10 protein-coding genes are annotated in these 17636 nt (G+C 52.1%); 3 read left to right on the top strand and 7 right to left on the bottom strand.

Features of this window, described 5'->3' with window-relative positions; translation table 11 throughout:
• The first annotated feature begins 158 nt into the window (after positions 1-158).
• On the top strand, positions 159-809 hold the full coding sequence (gene folE / locus STH12_RS19940; protein WP_126169161.1) for a GTP cyclohydrolase I FolE: 651 nt from the start codon (positions 159-161) through the stop codon (positions 807-809).
• Between the two features lie 81 nt (positions 810-890).
• Here folE and pyrE read toward each other — a convergent pair whose 3' ends face one another.
• Together pyrE and rph are read right to left on the bottom strand one after the other, a co-directional pair.
• Positions 891-1532: an orotate phosphoribosyltransferase gene (gene pyrE / locus STH12_RS19935; protein ID WP_126169160.1), complete on the bottom strand. Its 642-nt coding sequence runs from the start codon at positions 1530-1532 to the stop codon at positions 891-893.
• Positions 1533-1636: 104 nt separating this feature from the next.
• Positions 1637-2350, bottom strand: a complete 714-nt coding sequence (gene rph, locus STH12_RS19930; RefSeq protein WP_126169159.1) for a ribonuclease PH — start codon at positions 2348-2350, stop codon at positions 1637-1639.
• Positions 2351-2593: 243 nt separating this feature from the next.
• On the opposite strand from rph, the gene STH12_RS19925 reads away from it, so the two are divergent.
• On the top strand, positions 2594-3457 hold the full coding sequence (locus STH12_RS19925; protein ID WP_126169158.1) for a YicC/YloC family endoribonuclease: 864 nt from the start codon (positions 2594-2596) through the stop codon (positions 3455-3457).
• A 198-nt stretch (positions 3458-3655) separates the two neighbouring features.
• Positions 3656-6334, top strand: coding sequence for an aminopeptidase N (gene pepN, locus STH12_RS19920; protein ID WP_126169157.1), 2679 nt, complete (start codon positions 3656-3658; stop codon positions 6332-6334).
• 68 nt (positions 6335-6402) lie between these two features.
• On the opposite strand, the gene STH12_RS19915 is transcribed toward pepN, so the two are convergent.
• The 5 genes from STH12_RS19915 to STH12_RS21825 form a co-directional block, all read right to left on the bottom strand.
• On the bottom strand, positions 6403-7269 hold the full coding sequence (locus STH12_RS19915) for a transglutaminase-like domain-containing protein (RefSeq protein ID WP_126169156.1): 867 nt from the start codon (positions 7267-7269) through the stop codon (positions 6403-6405).
• Positions 7244-8011 carry a hypothetical protein gene (locus STH12_RS19910; protein WP_126169155.1) on the bottom strand — a complete coding sequence of 256 codons (768 nt, stop codon included), beginning with the start codon at positions 8009-8011 and terminating at the stop codon, positions 7244-7246. The genes STH12_RS19915 and STH12_RS19910 overlap by 26 nt, the downstream gene beginning before the upstream one ends.
• Before the next feature lie 16 nt (positions 8012-8027).
• Positions 8028-12977 carry a golvesin C-terminal-like domain-containing protein gene (locus tag STH12_RS19905; RefSeq protein WP_126169154.1) on the bottom strand — a complete coding sequence of 1650 codons (4950 nt, stop codon included), beginning with the start codon at positions 12975-12977 and terminating at the stop codon, positions 8028-8030.
• A 261-nt stretch (positions 12978-13238) separates the two neighbouring features.
• Positions 13239-13745 (bottom strand): DUF4304 domain-containing protein, encoded by a 507-nt coding sequence (locus tag STH12_RS19900; RefSeq protein ID WP_237158675.1) that lies wholly within the window; start codon positions 13743-13745, stop codon positions 13239-13241.
• A gap of 80 nt (positions 13746-13825) precedes the next feature.
• Positions 13826-17461 carry an RHS repeat-associated core domain-containing protein gene (locus STH12_RS21825; RefSeq protein WP_472835747.1) on the bottom strand — a complete coding sequence of 1212 codons (3636 nt, stop codon included), beginning with the start codon at positions 17459-17461 and terminating at the stop codon, positions 13826-13828.
• Positions 17462-17636: the final 175 nt, after the last annotated feature.

Here is a 17636-nt window from a genome sequence, read left to right as displayed (position 1 = left end):
TCAGCCGGGCCTGGCCCGGCTTTTTTATGGGCCGACTACAATTTCGGTATGAATTTACGCCAAATAGCGGTATCCTGCGCCACTCGCGCAATACCCAAGTAAATTGCCCTGATATTGCGCAGCGGCCAAGGCGCCGATGATGTGGTTGGAGGTAAAAAATGGCACTCAGCGAAGCAGCACTCAAGGTACAGGCCGCGCTTATGGAGCGTGGACTGGAAACCCCTATGGTTCCCTGTGAACTCTCCCGTGAGGAACGCAAAGACAAAATCGAAGAGCATATGCGGGCAATTCTCGGCCTGATGTCACTCGATTTGACCGACGACAGCCTTGCCGATACCCCCCGTCGCATCGCCAAAATGTACGTGGATGAAATTTTCTCTGGCCTCGACTACGAGAACTTCCCCAAAATCACCGTCATCGACAACAAGATGGGCGTGGATGAAATGGTACGGGTACAGGACATCAGCCTGACCAGCACCTGCGAACACCATCTGGTGACCATAGACGGCACAGCCACAGTGGCCTATCTGCCGCGTAAAAAAATCATCGGTCTGTCGAAAATTAACCGTATCGTGCGCTTCTTTGCCCAGCGCCCTCAGGTGCAGGAACGTCTGACTCAACAGGTACTGGTGGCACTGCAGGCACTGCTGGAAACCAAAGACGTGGCAGTGAAAATCGATGCGGTGCACTACTGCGTTAAATCCCGCGGCGTGATGGATGCCACCAGCTCCACCACCACCACGGCACTGGGCGGCATTTTCAAATCCAACCCGGCCACCCGGGCGGAATTTTTGCATCAGCCCCGCTGAACCTTAGCGTATTCCCAATAAAAAACGCCGCTGATTGCGGCGTTTTTTTATGCTTAAGCCAAGGGCCTAAGTGGCATTGGATTAAATGCCATACTGCTCGCGGTAAGCACGCACCGAGCTCAGCACCTCTTCCATTCCGGGCTTCTCGGCCAGGAAGGCAATCAAATCGGCCAGCTTGATGATAGCCACGATACCGCAGCCAAAGTCGCGCTCCACTTCCTGAATGGCAGACAGCTCGCCCTTGCCCTTTTCCTGACGGTCCAGCGCAATCAACACCCCGGCCAGCTCAGCGCCATTGGCCTGAATGATTTCCATCGATTCACGAATGGCAGTACCGGCGGTGATCACATCGTCCACCAGCATGACCTTGCCCTTGAGCTCACTGCCCACCAGGTTGCCGCCTTCACCGTGATCTTTTTTCTCTTTACGGTTAAAGCAGTAAGGCATATCCACATCGTGATGCTCGGCCAGTGCCACGGCGGTGGTGGTGGCAATAGGGATACCCTTGTAGGCCGGGCCAAACAGCAAATCGTAGTCGATGCCGGCATCCATCAGCGCGGCGGCATAGAAACGGCCGAGGCGAGCCAAATCACGGCCGGTGTTGAACAGGCCGGCGTTGAAGAAATAAGGGCTCTTACGGCCGGACTTGAGAGTAAACTCACCGAATCTCAGTACATTACGCTCGAGAGCAAACTCAATAAATTCGCGCTGATAGGCTTTCACTGTCTTTCCTCTATCATGTGTCTGGCCGCCAAAGCCGCCAATTTTACAAGGTGCAGGGTGGTAAAAAGGCCCCTGTCGGAGCCTTTAAAAATTCAATTCAATAATCAGTTCAGAGCCGCTTTCTGAGTATCGATGATCTCACGAATGCCGTGCTTGGCCAGCTCCAGCATGGTCAGCAGCTCTTCGTGGCTGAACGGCTCGCCTTCGGCGGTGCCCTGAACTTCGATGATCTTGCCGGTTTCGGTCATCACCACGTTCATGTCGGTCTCGGCGGCGCTATCTTCCACGTACTCGAGGTCACAGATGGCTTCGCCGTTGTGAATGCCCACGCTTACGGCGGCAATCAAAAACTTAAGAGGGTTGGCCTTCACCATCCCTTTGCCACGGGCCCAGTTCAGCGCGTCAACCAAGGCCACACAGGCACCTGTGATAGCGGCGGTACGGGTGCCACCGTCGGCCTGAATAACATCACAATCCACCACTATGGTGTTTTCGCCCAGTTGCTTCAGGTCTACCGCGGCGCGCAGGGCACGGCCAATCAGACGCTGAATTTCCTGGGTACGGCCAGACTGCTTGCCACGGGCGGCTTCGCGGTCCATACGGCTGTGGGTAGAGCGCGGCAACATGCCATACTCGGCGGTCAGCCAACCCTGTCCGCTGCCTTTAAGGAAGCGTGGTACACCTTCGGTGAAGCTGGCGGTGCACAGCACCTTGGTTTCACCAAACTCAACCAGCACAGAGCCTTCGGCATGGGCGGTAAAGTTACGGGTGATGGTGATTGGACGGGTCTGAGCCGATGTACGGTTACCTGGGCGCATGGTAATTCCTGTGACGTGTGAACTTGGCTGTAAATTGGCTGCATATTATAGGGCTATGGGCGCCCAGTTGCCATGACCCTTTTGCATGGATTGGTTTAAAACAGCCCGCTCGGGGCCATATTGGTCACGCCCAAACACGGGTCTGTGCCCTGAGTCGCTGTTCGTAAAGCGCTTTCCATGACGCCTTGGCAACATCTGGTTATAATGGCCTTTCGACTCAGACGAAAACCAGCCGGAATCCTTATGATCCACAGCATGACCGCCTATGCCCGTATCGAGCATAAAGCCACCTGGGGCACCGCCTCCTTCGAAATTCGCTCAGTGAATCAACGCTATCTCGAAACCTACCTGCGCCTGCCTGAACAGCTGCGCAGCCTGGAACCGGCCCTGCGTGAACGCCTGCGTAAACGCCTGAGCCGTGGCAAGGTGGAAGTGAATCTGCGTTACGATCTCGCCAGCGACAACAGCAGCGAGCTCAGCATCAATCAGGATCTGGCCCGTCAGCTGCTGGGCGCCGCCAACTGGCTGAAGGCCGAAGCTGGCCAGGGCGATATCGCCCTTACCGACATTCTGCGCTGGCCCGGGGTAATTGCCACCGCCGAGCAGGATATGGATGCCATCAGCGCCGAACTGCTGGGCGCCTTCGACAAGGCGCTGGATCAGTTCATCGAGGCCCGTGGCCGCGAAGGCAGCGCCATCAAAGAGATGCTGGAAAGCCGTCTTGGTGCGGTCGAAGGCCAAATCGCCATTGTGCGTGAGCATATGCCCAGAATTATGGAATGGCAGCGTGAAAAGCTCACCAACCGCCTGTCTGAAGTGCAGGGCGAACTCGACAGCACCCGCATCGAGCAGGAAATGGTACTGCTGGCACAAAAACTCGATGTCGCCGAAGAAATGGATCGCCTCGAAGCTCACGTGGCCGAAGCCCGCCGTATCCTCAAAAAAGGTGGCAGCGAAGGTCGCCGCCTCGACTTTATGATGCAAGAGTTCAACCGTGAGTCCAACACCCTCGCCTCCAAGTCCATCAGCACCGAGATCACCGCCGCGGCAGTGGAACTCAAAGTGCTTATCGAACAGATGCGCGAACAGATCCAGAACGTGGAATAACGCCACTTTTCGCTTCTGCAGTACAAAGAGCGCCAGTTGGCGCTCTTTGTTTATCTAGCCAATTTAGTTCCTGCCAGTTCTTACCTATCACAGCCGCCAAACAACACCTCCGGTTACAATTTTTACACTGTGGCAACCCACGCGGCCGTGCTATACACGGGCACAGATTAAGAGGGGAATCCACAAGGCAATAACACCATGAAAAGAAAAATAATTGCAGCAGCCATCACTGGCCTGCTGTTGGCGCAGGGCTGCTCGAATACAGCGTCCGATAACGCATCTACAGGCAAGCAGACTTCCACTGCGGCGGCCAGCGCGTTTGCCCCAAGGGCAGTGCAGGATTCACTGGAGCAAGGCTATGCTGCCCAGCGCGCCGCGCTTGTCAGCAATGTCGACTATCGGCTGTCGATTGACTTCACCCGTGGCGACACCGAATTTGCCGGCACCAGTCTCATCAGTTTCGACTATAAGCCGCTCTCCGAGCTGCCGCTGACAGTAGACTTCTATCAGGGCGACGTAGAGGCCGTCCTCATCAACGGCAAAGCCGCCGAATTCAGCTATCAGAAATGGTTTATCAGTATTCCATCGGCGCAGCTCGCCAGTGGCCACAATCAACTGGAAATCCGCTACCGCGCGCCCTATGGCAATACCGGCACTGGCCTGCACCGTTTTGTGGACCCGGAAGATAAGGGCGTGTACCTCTATACCGACTTTGAACCCTACGATGCCAACCGCCTGTTCCCCCATTTCGACCAGCCGGATCTCAAAGCCCGCTATCTGCTGGATGTAAAAGCACCCGCCGACTGGCAAGTGGTGGCCAACCAGCGGGAAGACAAGGTAGAAGCCGCAGGGGACAATAAACACTGGCAGTTCAAGCAAACCGAACGCTTCTCATCCTACATTTTTGCGCTGCACGCCGGCCCCTATGCCGTGTGGGAAGACAACTCAGGCGCTGTGCCGCTCAGGCTGTTTGCCCGCAAAACCATGGCCAGATACGTCAAACCCGAGGAATGGTTTGGCCCAACGCAAAAATCGATGACCTTTTTTAATCAGTATTTTGATATCCCCTACCCTTACCACAAGTACGATCAACTGGTGGTACCCGACTTTAACTCCGGCGCCATGGAAAACGTCGGCGCGGTAACCTTCAACGAGAGTTACCTCAGCCGCGGCGAAAAGACTCAGGATGCGCTGCGCAACCAGGCCAACACCATAGCCCACGAACTGGCGCACATGTGGTTTGGCAACCTGGTCACCATGAAGTGGTGGGATGGTCTGTGGCTCAACGAAAGCTTTGCCACCTTTATGTCAAACCTGGCGCTGTATAAAACGGAAATGTTTCCCGGCATTTGGGAAAACTATTACAGCGGCACCAAGCAATGGGCTTACGATGCCGATGACTCGGTTACCACGCACCCCATTCAGCTGGATGTGGCCAATACCACCGAAGCCTTTGCCAACTTCGACGGCATTACCTACGGCAAGGGTGGCTCAGTGCTCAAGCAGCTTTGGTTCTATCTGGGCGAAGATAAATTCCGTGACGGCGTAAGCCACTATCTGAAGACCCACCGCGAAGGCAACACCCAACTGAGTGACTTCATTGGCGCCCTCGGTGAAAAATCAGCACTTAACCTCGATGCCTGGTCCAAAGAGTGGCTCTACACCCCAGGGCTCAACACCCTGCAGGTAAACTTTAGCTGCGAAGGCGACAAAATCGCATCGTTCAGCCTGCAACAGGGCCACGGCGAGCATGACAACAGCCTGCGCACCCAAAAGACCCGCATCGCCCTCTACAACCAGCGCGGCGGCAAGCTCAACAAGAGCCTGACTCAGGATGTTATTTTCAGCGGCAGCAGCACCAAGGTCACCAGCCTGGTGGGAGCCCGTTGCCCCGACTTGGTCTATCCCAACGATGAAGACTTTGCCTACATCAAGGTGCGGCTGGACGCCCAGTCACTGAATACCCTGAAAACCCAGATTAATCAGGTAGAAGACGCCTACACCCGGCTGATGCTGTGGCAAAGCCTCAGCAATGGCGTGAAAGAAACCGATATCAGCCCACAGCAGTTTATCGACTTCGCCCTCGCTAACCTGCCCGCCGAGCAGGACGAAACCATCATCAACGCCGTGGCCGATGGCATGGGCTATGCGTCCAGCTTCCTGTGGGAAGCCCGTCGTCAGGGTAAAGATGTGCAGCGTTATATCACCGCCATGGAAGACTTCAGTTGGCAACAACTGCAATCTGCCAAGCCGGGCTCTGATCTGCAAAAACTGTGGTTTTACATGTACCTGAATAGCATCGACAGCCCACATCAATGGAACATTCTCAATGCCATGGCCAGAGGTACCAGGACCATTGACGGCTTAACCCTGGATCAGGACAAGCGCTGGCGCATCGTCAGCAAACTCAATCGAGAGCTCAAGGGTGACTACGACACCCTGCTGGCGACAGAAAAGCAACGGGATGGCTCCGACAGGGGTAAGCTCTTTGCGCTGGCCTCCGAAGTGGGAAGACCCACAGCGGCCAACAAGGCCAAGTGGTTTGAGATTATTCAAGATGACAATCAAGGCCTTAAACTCAGGGAGCAGCAGTACATCCTGAGTTCTCTGCCCGATAAGAACCATCCTGAACTCATGGCCCCTTTCCATGCCGAGGTGCTAAAAACCATTCCGGAGCTGAACAAAACCGCAGACGATCGCTTCCTGGTGAGTTACGTCAACGCCCTGTTGCCGTCAACCTGCAGCCGCGAAAACGCCGCCGAACTGGGCACGCTGCTGAATGAATGGCAGGGGCTTAAATTCCCGGTGGTACGGGCGATTAAACTCAAAAAAGAGCGGGTCGACCGCTGCGTTAAAATCACCGCAGCGATGAACTGATCTCCATAGCAGTTTGTCTGCCCAAAATAAACAAAGAGCGCCAACAGGCGCTCTTTGTTTAATTAACTTCAATACATGACAACACTGATATTGCTGGTGCTTGAAAACCGTCTTTCACTTGCCTCACCGTCGAGGTAACTTACCGTGAAATAAGCATTATCGTCTGGCCCAAAATGTCGTTTCTGAGCATCAAGCACTCGCCAAACGCCATTAATACCAACCTCAACCCAGCTATGAAAATCAGCGGCACTGAGTACACCACTTCCCTGGATAACATAGCCACTGGCTAATCTGGCGGGAATGCCATTCCCCCTGAGTAAGGCAGCAAGCAGGTAGGTAAACTCGGTGCAATCGCCCTTGCGATGCTTTAACGCATACGCAGCACCCAAGGTGCTTGGGTTATAACCAGAATACAGAATATTTGAAACAACCCACTGGTAGCTTTCATCAATCACTGCCTGCGGATTATCGCGTTTAAGGTCAGTAACTAATCTAGAAAATTCAGGCTGCCGAAAGGGCATCAACCGCGTTTCGGCGAGATAACTAGAAGCCAAATGCGTGGGGTCATATACCTCCGCATCCTTTGAAGCATAACGAACTGATACTGATACTATTTTTACCTCTCTGGGCAACAGACGCTCAAATTCTATCAGGAACTCTCGGTTACCCCCGTCCAGTTCAACAATTTTACCCTTCACATTGGTATCAATAGCCAGCACACCGTGCCTGGCTGAATCAGCCACCGGTAGCGCAAAACTTGCTTTCTCTCCAAAAACGACTGAATCCGTTGTATTGGTAACTTTGTACCTGAAGGTAACCTCAAAAGTTTGTGCATTCTCTGGTTCGAGGTCCTGCTCTTGCTTTTGCGTACAAGACACAATCAGAAAAAGCAGTGTGATAAAACAAGCTTTACCTAATGTTGTTACACTCTTCATTCTTCTCACGTTGTTTTTTTGCTGTCAGGATGATGCCCTGTTCCAGTGAAAATTTCTGCAAGGCCTCTGAGCCACCCTCTAAAATAAACAACACTCGAACCAGTTCCGGTGTCGGCGGAGAGGGCAAAGGCTTTCCCTCTCCTACATAGAGAAACCTTTCACCAAAAGAAATGGTGGCTGTATCCCCAAACACTTCACCTAGCTGCTGCTCAGTCTCAAGAAGCTGCCATCCGCCGAGCGCAGACTCGGAAAAAAACTCTCTTGCCGTTATAGTTTGCAACTCCATAGGCTCTGCGTCCCCATTGGCATAACGCCAAAGAGTCGGGCTGCCATTGTAAATCTTAACCTTTGAAGCCAGGTTTTTTTCAAGCCAGAGAGTTTCTTGCTCCAATTGAGAATAGCTTCTTCCATTGCCAATCAGTAACAGTTTTTGGCCAGCAAGATAGGACTTATGCTTAAGCGTATGCAGCGGCAGTTTGAGAGTTCCTGAGATAATATCAGACTCTTCAGACACATCGATCACAGTCCAGGAGCGGTCCACTTCAGCAATATCAGTCACATACAAATCAAGCTTCCTGGTTGTTACACCCGGTGCATTCAATTGCATGTCAAACCCATAAAGTTGCTTCTTACCATGATTGGCATAGCACTGCTGCAAGACAAAATCATCAGCATAGAGAGGCTGAAACGCTATAGTGGTACAAACACTAATTAATCCAATAAATAAACCTGTACCTCTCATTCCACTTCCTCAAGCTCTACTCTACGCGAACCAACCTAACGGCATCGGCCACCAAGAACCCATGTCCCTTGTTTTTCAGTGTGACCTCCAGATTAGTTGTGGCCTGGATCTCGACTTCACCCAAATTATTCCAACGTGCTCCCGAAGACTTCTGAGACATTCTATTGGTTGAGACTGGGGCACCATCCGCTTTCAACACAAACTCTGCCGACGAAGAATGGAATATGCTCGCGGGCCAACGAGCCTCTATCCGATACTTTCCAGCAGGAAGCGTTCCAAGAGACCACTTGGCTTCACCATACAAAGAAAACAGATAATTCTCGCCGATAAAGCCATCGATCAAACGGCTGCTTTGCCACCAGCCTCTGGTTTGTGCGAATTCAGCATCAGAGTTATCCCACATAAAACTCTGTTGTTGTAATTTTCGTATACGGATGGCATCGGCCACCACACATCCCCCACCCTCGGCTCTGTTCAGGGTAACAGCAACCTCTCCGCCCCCGCTTTTCACCACTGATAGGGGTTGCCAAGTTCCGCCATTACGCTGTTGATTTAGCTTCATCGCGACTTTTGTTGGCACCCGATTGTTATCCGAGTACACCAATTCGACTCGCGCCCCCCGTTGATTCTTAAGCCTGGCGGGCCACTTGGCAGACACTTCATAGAAGCCGGGCTCATTGAGGCCGACGCGCCAAGACGCCGACGCGCTGCCACTGCAGGCAGTAAAATAGTCAACGCCCTCAAACCCACTACCCCTGGATGAAATCCGCCAACTGCCATTAGCATTAAAGCCTGTGTCGGTATTGTCCAAAACCAACTCATTGGTACTCATCAAGGCAGTAAGGCGTAACTCAATAGCATCAAGTGCAACCACCCCCACTCCTTCGGCAGAAACCCGAAGTTGATACTCACCTGGTGCCAGCCAGAGTTGCCCAACATGCCCCCATCCAGGCTCAGCGACTTTGTGGAAATATCCCACCTCCATCACATTGGCTTCCTGAAGCAGCTCAACCTTGAGCTGCTGTAAATCAACCCCCGGCAAGCCAAAAAAGCTGACTTCATACCAGCCGGCATTGTCTATATGCACAGGCCAACTCACGCTGCCCGGTCCATCGTGTAGTGATAACTGATGGAAAGTACCGCCAACAGCATCCGCCGACATCTGCTCATGCCAATCTCCTGCAATCACAGCCGTGGGATCCTGGTTGTCCAGTCGTAAGTAGGCCTGTTCCCGCAGACTAACCCTGTGAGGCGAATACACAGTAACTTCCTGGGTTTCATCTGCAATCCTGGCAAACAGCTGGTATTCACCTGGCTGCATACCACTTGTATCCCACAAATAGGTGTCGGCATCACCATCCGGGGTTTCCTGTATATCTTTCACCAGCAATTGATGGGGCACATCTATCGGGATCAGACGGATCTGGTCAGCTATCAAGGCTCTTTTCTTATGCCCCCTCCCTTTAAGGAACAAACTAAAATCCCCCGCCTGGAGTTGATGCTCACCCAGACTGTTCCAGCCCGTTACGGGTTTACGCAGTTCTTGGTAAGACAGGCTTGAGCCGTCTTCGCCCACCACGGGGAAGAAATACTGCACATCTTTGGCATACTTACCTTCAACCTCAGGCCAGTAAACCTGGATTTCATAACGGCCGCTCATTTCCAACGGCCTGGTCCACTGAGCAGAAGCATCTTCACCATGGGCGGTAAAGAGGTGGAATCCTTCAACATCTTCATCACTTTCCACATGCTGCCAATCGCCATAGGCACTGAAACCGGCATCCAGATCGTCAAGCACAATCGCGTCTTCCGGGCGCATATAATACAGCGAGATAAGTGCGTCGCTGTCTGGATCTATATCCTCCCAACGCAGCAAAATTGGCTGACCAAGGGCAAATTCTGTGTCGGCCTCGGGTGAGCGCCATTCAAATATCGGCGCTTCATCAATACCCTTGTCGTTAACAAAGAAACGGGACACCGCTGACCAGGCACCCATAATCCCGGCAGAGTCAACAGCCCTGACCCGCCAATACGCCCAGGCGTTATCAGGCAGAGCCTCTGTTAACTCCACACTAGTCTGAGTAACCTGCTCAGTCGTCAACAAGCTGGATAGCGCCTCGTCTCCATAAACTTCAAATTGGTAATGAGACACGGGTCTATCACTGTCTAATACCGGATGAACACTGAGTAACGGCATGGTGCTCTGCACCCAGGAGCCATCACCGGGGTTATCAATGACAGGTGCCGACGGAGCCGTAATCTGCAAGCTTATTTTGAATCTGCCCAACACCGGCTCGCTGGACATGCCCAGCGGGTCCTGGGCTCTCACCCGCCAAAAATACTGCTGCTCGTCCAGCAAGCCACTGAGATGCCACAGCACCTTACCATCGGCATCCACTTCAATCTGCTCAGATTGCTTGTCGTTCGAATCAAAGCTGGCCACTCTATCCAGTTCAAACAGATAACTCAGCGGTTGTCCTTCAGGGTCTACCGCCTGGGCCACCTCCAGAACTACATCATTATGTCCCAGCACCTCGTCAATCGTCGGTGACACCAGAACCGGGGTCGATGGCGCGAGATTCGACACATAGACATCAAACCAAAATGGCTCGCTCAGGGTGCTTAAACCGCCGGGGTCGATGGCAGCGACCTGCCAGTAATATCGGGCACCTTCCTGCAACGGTTCGGTCACCCGCCAGGCGGTTACCCCATTGTCACCGGGCAATAAGTCGGCAGATACCAAGACCAAACTGGTCATGGCTTCGTCGCTATACACACTGAAACGGTAGCTGAGTTCATCACCGTCGGGATCGGCACTATTCAGCACGCTGAGCAGCGGCATCACCTCATCCACTTCCACGCCCACCATAGGGCTGTTCAATGCCGGCTTGGTGGGTGCTTCCGGTGTTCTATTTACCTTAAAGGAAGCGTTGCTCCAGGCGCTGTAGAGCACCTGGTTAAAGCTGCGTACCCGCCAGAAATATTGCTGATTCTCCATCAGAGATTCAGGTAATACCCACGCTGTACTGTCCACGCCCTCTGGCACGGCATCGGATGCCAGTACCAACTGGCTTAACTGCGCATCGGCATAAAGTTCGAAGAAATAGTCCAGGTCCCGATTACCCAGATTCACCGAATTATTCACCAACAAACGGATCTCAGTCTCGGTGATCTCTTCATCATCCGGACTCACTACTTCGGGGGCCAGGGGACCATTTTGCATGGTGGGATCGGACCCCAGTTCAAACTCTTCACGGTCGGTCAGGCCATCACCATCGAAATCGCCGCTGCCATCACGGCTGAGATCCCCAAAGTGTTCGATTTCCCAGGCGTCGTCTAATCCATCGCCATCGGTATCATGGGCAGGAAACACCCTGAGCATCAGCTCCTGATTAGAGTAGAGCTTGCCATCGGTCGCAGACACAGTCACCGGATAAAAACCGGCCTGGCCCACGGCAATAGGCCAATTAAATCTGGCTTTACCCGGCTCAATGTCGGTAAGACTCGCCCCATCGGGCATGGGGGTTACCGCAAAACTCACCGCATCGCCATTGGGATCGCTGGCCTCCAGCAGAAACCCTATCTGGCCACCCTCGGCACCGGTCCAATCTGGGATATAGGCCAGCACAGGCGCTGCAGGCACGGCTTGCCTATCGGCAAATTGCAATAAATAACGGCCCTGGGTATGGGTGTCAAACAGGTGCAACAGATGCTGGGTCTGTTTAGTGTCTTTGTTGTAATGCTTCGATAGCCAGCCATTGGCGGGGTGCAATACTTTGCCATCGCTGCGCAGGACCTGCACCAATTGACGGCTGCCTCCGAAGGGGTCTGGTAGCTGTACATAGGCGCCGCCAAGCTCGGGGGCAAAGGTGAGTGATAGGGTATCGCCACTGCCCGAGAGCTGTGCTGTGCTGCTGAGGTCGGCAACCGGGGTATCGACACTGTCAGACTCAAAGGCGGTCAGTGCCGTGCCATTGCGTACCAAAAAGTCCCGCACCGTGTCACGGCCGGGTAAATCCACCACCACATCTCTTAGCAGCAGGTGGGCGTTCACAGCGTCTATCAATGAGGTAAGCGAGCCCCCCAGCTCATCGGCATGGCTGAAGGTGGCGGTAAACTCGGTAAAGCGGCCACTTAAGGTGGTGTACATGATCCAGCGGCCGGTGCCACTGCTGAGGCTGGGAATATCGCCAAAATCCAGCAGCAAGGAATTGGTCACAGGGCTGTCGCCCACGAAGGAATCGGTGATCTTAAAGTCGATGGCCAGCCCCTGGTTATTTTCGACAATTTTTGGCTGGGCAGATTGGATTTTAACCTTGTTGGCGGCGGCCTTACCGTTGTTGCTTACCCGAACCCCCAGGGTAAAAGGCTCAATGGGTTCGATTTCATTGGTCAGGGGATCATCGGCGTACACATCACTTGGTAAAAAGTAATCCAGCGTCAGCTTGGGCATGGGGCGCACAAAAATGGTGTCGGGCGCCACATCCAGGCTCTCATCCAAACCATTGAGGCGGTAATTGAGTTTAGCGCCCACATAATAGAGGGTGCCGGAGGGCACATCGCCGGCACTGCCGGGGGCGGGAATAATCAACCACTTGATAAGGGCACTGGACGCCGCAGCCAGCTCACCGGTACCGGCCACATTGTCGATGCCCTCGATACTGGAAATGCGGATAAAAAAGCTGGCATTGGGGTGATTGGGATCGCTTGAGGCCACCACAGGCTCGCCGGCACTGTCGGTAAACACCACCTCGACGCCGACATTTTCCAGCGACCTGTCTTCGAGGGCATTATTGATTTTCATAATCGCCTCAAAGCCCTGACGCTCCAGTGTCAGCTCCTGAACGATTTCAATCTTGACCACGGCGCACAGGGTATCTTCCTCGGCCGCCACACCCAGGCTCAGGCCAAGCAGAAACCAGGCCAGTAGCCTTTGCCATATAAATCCCTTTAGGTGCCCTTTCATCTTTTATCCCCAGCCGGATTTGCCGACCAATGTTAAATCCATTCCAGCCACCACCATGACAGTGGTTGTGTGCGTGTTAATTGCCGCTGACATGCTAGTGTCAGAGGCTATGCGTATCGACACCTAGCCTTTCTGCGGGTCAAACATGGTTCGCTTATTCCATTGTCGCCATCATCACAGAACCCAAGTCTGCAAAGTTATGGCTGTAACCTCTTCTTTGTCAGCGCCAACGAAGCTGATAGCGCTCTTGTTCCATGCCAACTACTCAGAGGGCAGCTCAGCGATATAGCTACGCACATATGCGGCTCTTTTCTCCCAAGAGTCACTTGCTGCAACAACCTCAATCAGATTTTCACTTTCATCCACTTTCCCGACCAAATACAACAGTATTGCCATTCGCAACTGCTCTGGTGGCGGAAAATAAGAGCGCCTAAAAACTTCAGAAAATTCAAGTACGGCTACCGCTGAATCAACTTTATCTAATTCGGGCAGCAGTATCTGCTCCAGCGCCCGCGACACTTCCTCTCCAACTCCTGCCAATTGCAACTCGCTTCCAATTGGCCACCACTCGTCATTTCCAAACTGAGAGTCAAAGACATAGCTTTTGAGTCGAAATCTTGGAAAACAAACGACCTCGTTGATAAATTTAGTCATGTCTATTTCGAATGCTTGCCCACAGTGTTTATGCAGCACTCCAACATTGATTGTGAAGTACAACTGGTCGAGGTGTTGCTTTTGTATATCAATAACCTGAATTACATCTCTCACAGTTCTATTCCACTTGAGACCCTGTTTCTTGAAGCCATACTTTTTCAAGATTGGCGAGATAAACAATTTTATAAACTCATTTAACATTTGGGACCTCTGAAGTTTTTAGGGTCGTAATAGACTACTCGACCTTTTTTACCTAAAGCTTTCTCGTATTTTTTCAGCTGGCGCCTCCCCTTAGCACGACCAGAAGGAGTATCTGGCTTAAGTTCTATAGGACGACCATCTTGCGTTATAGCATCAGGTATGCCATATGAGCCATCACCATATTCCACTCTTTTATCAGTTAGCCATCCTCTTGCTTTTGCTTTTGCCTTGAACTCTTCATGAGCTAACTGTCCTATTTCTGTATCTTCAGAATTACCACCTGCCCCTGTTGTAAATCTGCCTTTTGAGTCTCGAGGCTTACCGGCTTTCGGACAAGGTTTCGCGTCAAATTTACAGCCTTTTTTAGCGTTGTGAACTAATACCTTGTCCTTGCCGACAAAAAAGGTATTGGCGTTTGCAACGCTAAGGTTGTATACGGTTTCGGTGCGAAATTCTGTAGTGATAGCGCGGATATGCAGGGTGCGCTTATCGCTGAGGTAAAGCGGGTCGCCCTGTTGCAAGTCTTCGGCTTCGACCCACCCCTTGCCGAGAATATAAAAGGGGTGTTGATTGGTCGCGACTATGGTCTCATCGGACTCTAAGGAGAGGGTAACCAGCAGGTATTCCCTGGTGTTCCTGATTACCTCTTCGACGGGCTCGAATTGCTCCTGTCCGTTCCACTCGGTGTAGGACCAGACCCGCTCACCAACCTTGATATCGCTGATGGGGCGCATGCCGGTTTCGGTATAAACCTGGGTATCACCGGTAAAGCTGTTACCCAAACAAGGTACTTTTTTACCCAGTTTAGCGAGTTTAAATAGCCGCCCTACGCAAAGGGCATCTCCTATGGCGTCCCCCCAGCCATAGCTAAAACAGCTACCGGTCAGCTTAGATGCTGCATACTCAGTAGCAAGTCCTCCCAACACCCCAAACACACCACATTCACCATTGGGATCTATGCGGTTTATGGGGTCACCATCCACATAGGTGTATAGGTTTGGGCCACCGGCCAAATCTATTGGGTCAGGGGTAATATAGCGGCCGCTGGTGGGGTCGTAATAACGACGCCAGTTGTAATGCAGGCCAGTTTCGGCATCGAAATATTGGCCAGGGAAGCGCAGCGGGTTAACTACTTCATTGCTACTGGCCAATATTGCATTGCCAAAGGCATCGAACTTTGTGTCCCAGACGATATGGCCACTGGCGTCAGTCAGCTTGATAGGGGTGCCCAACTGATCGTTATGGAAGTAAGCGTATTTTTTACCCCCTGCCCCATGTTCCCCATAAAGGAAAACAGGTTGGGTGCCCCAGAGAGTGCCGGGCCGGTAACCAATACGCAGCTGCTCCAGGCCTGCGTCGTCGTATTCGGCAATCAGACCTTCATCGGCATATAAAAAGTAACGCTGACCGGCTGAGGTGCGTTTGCTGATGCGGCGATCGAAGGGATCGTAATCATAGGCAGCAACCAACTCATCCTTTTCATTATCGACTCGTATCAGTCGATTCAGAGGGTCGTAGGTAAACTTGAGAAAACTGTTGCCCTGACTCTTGAGGATAAGGTTGCCATTGGCATCGTATTGATAAGTGGTTTTGTCTGCATCCTTGCCACGTACCGTTAATTGCCCGGCATCGTTATATTCCCAATGGGATAGAGAGTGGCTGCCGACACGGTTGCCATTGGCATCGAGAACATAGGTTTCTGTTCTTACACTGCCATCGCGCGATGTGGTTTCGGCCAGTTGCAGGCGGTAAATGTCATCGTACTGGTAAGTGGTAACATCGCCATCCAATTGCTTTTGGCTGATTTTTGCTGCATCGCTATATTCATAGTCCAGTGACAGCAGGGGTACACCATCGGTGCCTATGGCCTGAAACTGCTTGATATTCAAAAGCCCACTGTAGCTGAAATGCCGCTCTACCCCGCCTGGCAGGGTTTCCTGAGTGGGGGCCCGCCAGTCAAAACCATTGACCCAAATAGAGCCCTGACCAGGGATCTGAATGCGTGTCAGCTGATTGTTGGCATCATACTCATAGCTATATTGGGTGCCATCGGGCATCTGCAGCCCAGAGATGGTGCCATTATCAAAATAGCCGTAACGGTATGTCTTATTGAAGCTGCCGTAATTGACGGTTTCAGCACTGAGAAAGCCATTTTTGTCCCAAACAAACGTGCCGGAATAGGTGCCTGATTGCCACTGTGATAACCGCCCCATAGTGTCGTAACCGTAGGTCAGTGTCTTGTATGCTGGCTCACTGGGATCCGCTGGCGATTGCATATACCAGTGCTCGGCTACCAATTGATTGGCATCATCGTACTCAAAGCGAATACCCTGGCCTTTGGGATCGGTCTGCACCGAGATATTTCCTGCCGCATCATAACTGTAGTGCCACTCGCCGAAACCGGCACGACGCTTGACCGTCATTTGGCCGAAAGCGTCATACTCAAATTCAGTGACATAATTGTTGCGATCAGTAAATCGGGTGAGATCACCAAATGCGTTATATTCGTACTTGGTGATAAAGCCTGATGCATCTTCCTCGACTAGGTTGCCATAGGCATCGTAGGTGTAATAGGTGCTGTGACCATTGGGGTCAGTAGACACAATTGCCCTTCCGGCAGGATCGTATCTAAAACTGTAAGTACTGCTCTTATCTGATTCGATTACCGAGAGTTGCGCTACCTGATTACGGTTGTTGTATTGGTATACTTGGCTATAGGTGGGGTAATCCACGCGACGTAAATGCTCAAAAGCGCCTTGATTGGTTTCAGCATCTTTACCCGAGGTAATCAGGGTTTTATTTTGATTACCATCGACCCGGTACGCTGGGCGGCCCGCCCGGTCCATCACCATGCCACTGGTTTTGCCCAGTTCATCAGTAAACTCAGTTACCACCCCCATGGCATTGTGCTTATATTGGCGCACCTTGCCATAGGGGTCAGTGACTGAACGAACCTGATTTCTGGCATTGTAAGCAAATAAGTCTTCGGAATTATCTGGATTAATCACTTTCACCAGATTTCCGACTTTATCGTACTGATAGGTAGTCTTTCTCAGCAGAGGATCGGTTTCAGTGAGCACTCTGCCTTCGGCATCGAAGGTATATTTCCAATGCTTTCCACGTGGATCAATAAGCGATTGGGCATCGCCTAGCGCATTAAAATCGGCATATTGGTATACAAGAGTGGCGTTTACGGTTTCTTTTATGAGATTGCCAAATTGATCGTATTCAAACTCAAACTGTCTTTGCTCTCCACTTAGACTTTGATAATGCACCGATTGAATTTGTTGGTTCTGGTCGTACTCGAAAGAGATTTCCAACGACTCAGGTTTGCCTTTCGCTTGGATAGTTTTGGTGATTAGTCCCTGATCATCGTAGATATACTCTGCCACTATGCCATTTTCATCACGGCTACGGGTCACCAGGTTATAGCTTGGGTGGTAATCAGTGGTTCTGTATGAACCATCGGCATTTTCTACACGAATGACATTATTGTATTCGTCAAAGGTGGCTTTAGTTTTATTACCAGCAGAGTCCAAACGAATGAGGGTATCTTCCAGTCGCGCCTGACTGAATACCAGTTCACCGCCGCGAAATAACCTGGCGATAGAGCCGTCTGGCCCCAACATCCGATGTGTCTGTACGCCATCCGCATCCACCTCCTGTACCAGATAGCTGCTGCTTTGACCCGAATAAGAGTACACATAACTGTGACGATTACCGTCGTGATCTATCACGGCATCCGTCAGCATCTGAGTTGGAATTGGCTGAGGAGGGGGCATGATACAAGTAGCTTCCCCAGAG

The sequence above is a fragment of the Shewanella khirikhana genome, assembly GCF_003957745.1.
Taxonomy (GTDB): Bacteria; Pseudomonadota; Gammaproteobacteria; order Enterobacterales; family Shewanellaceae; genus Shewanella; species Shewanella khirikhana.
Note: the sequence above shows the minus strand (reverse complement) of the source record. Positions and strands in the feature narration are given on the sequence as shown.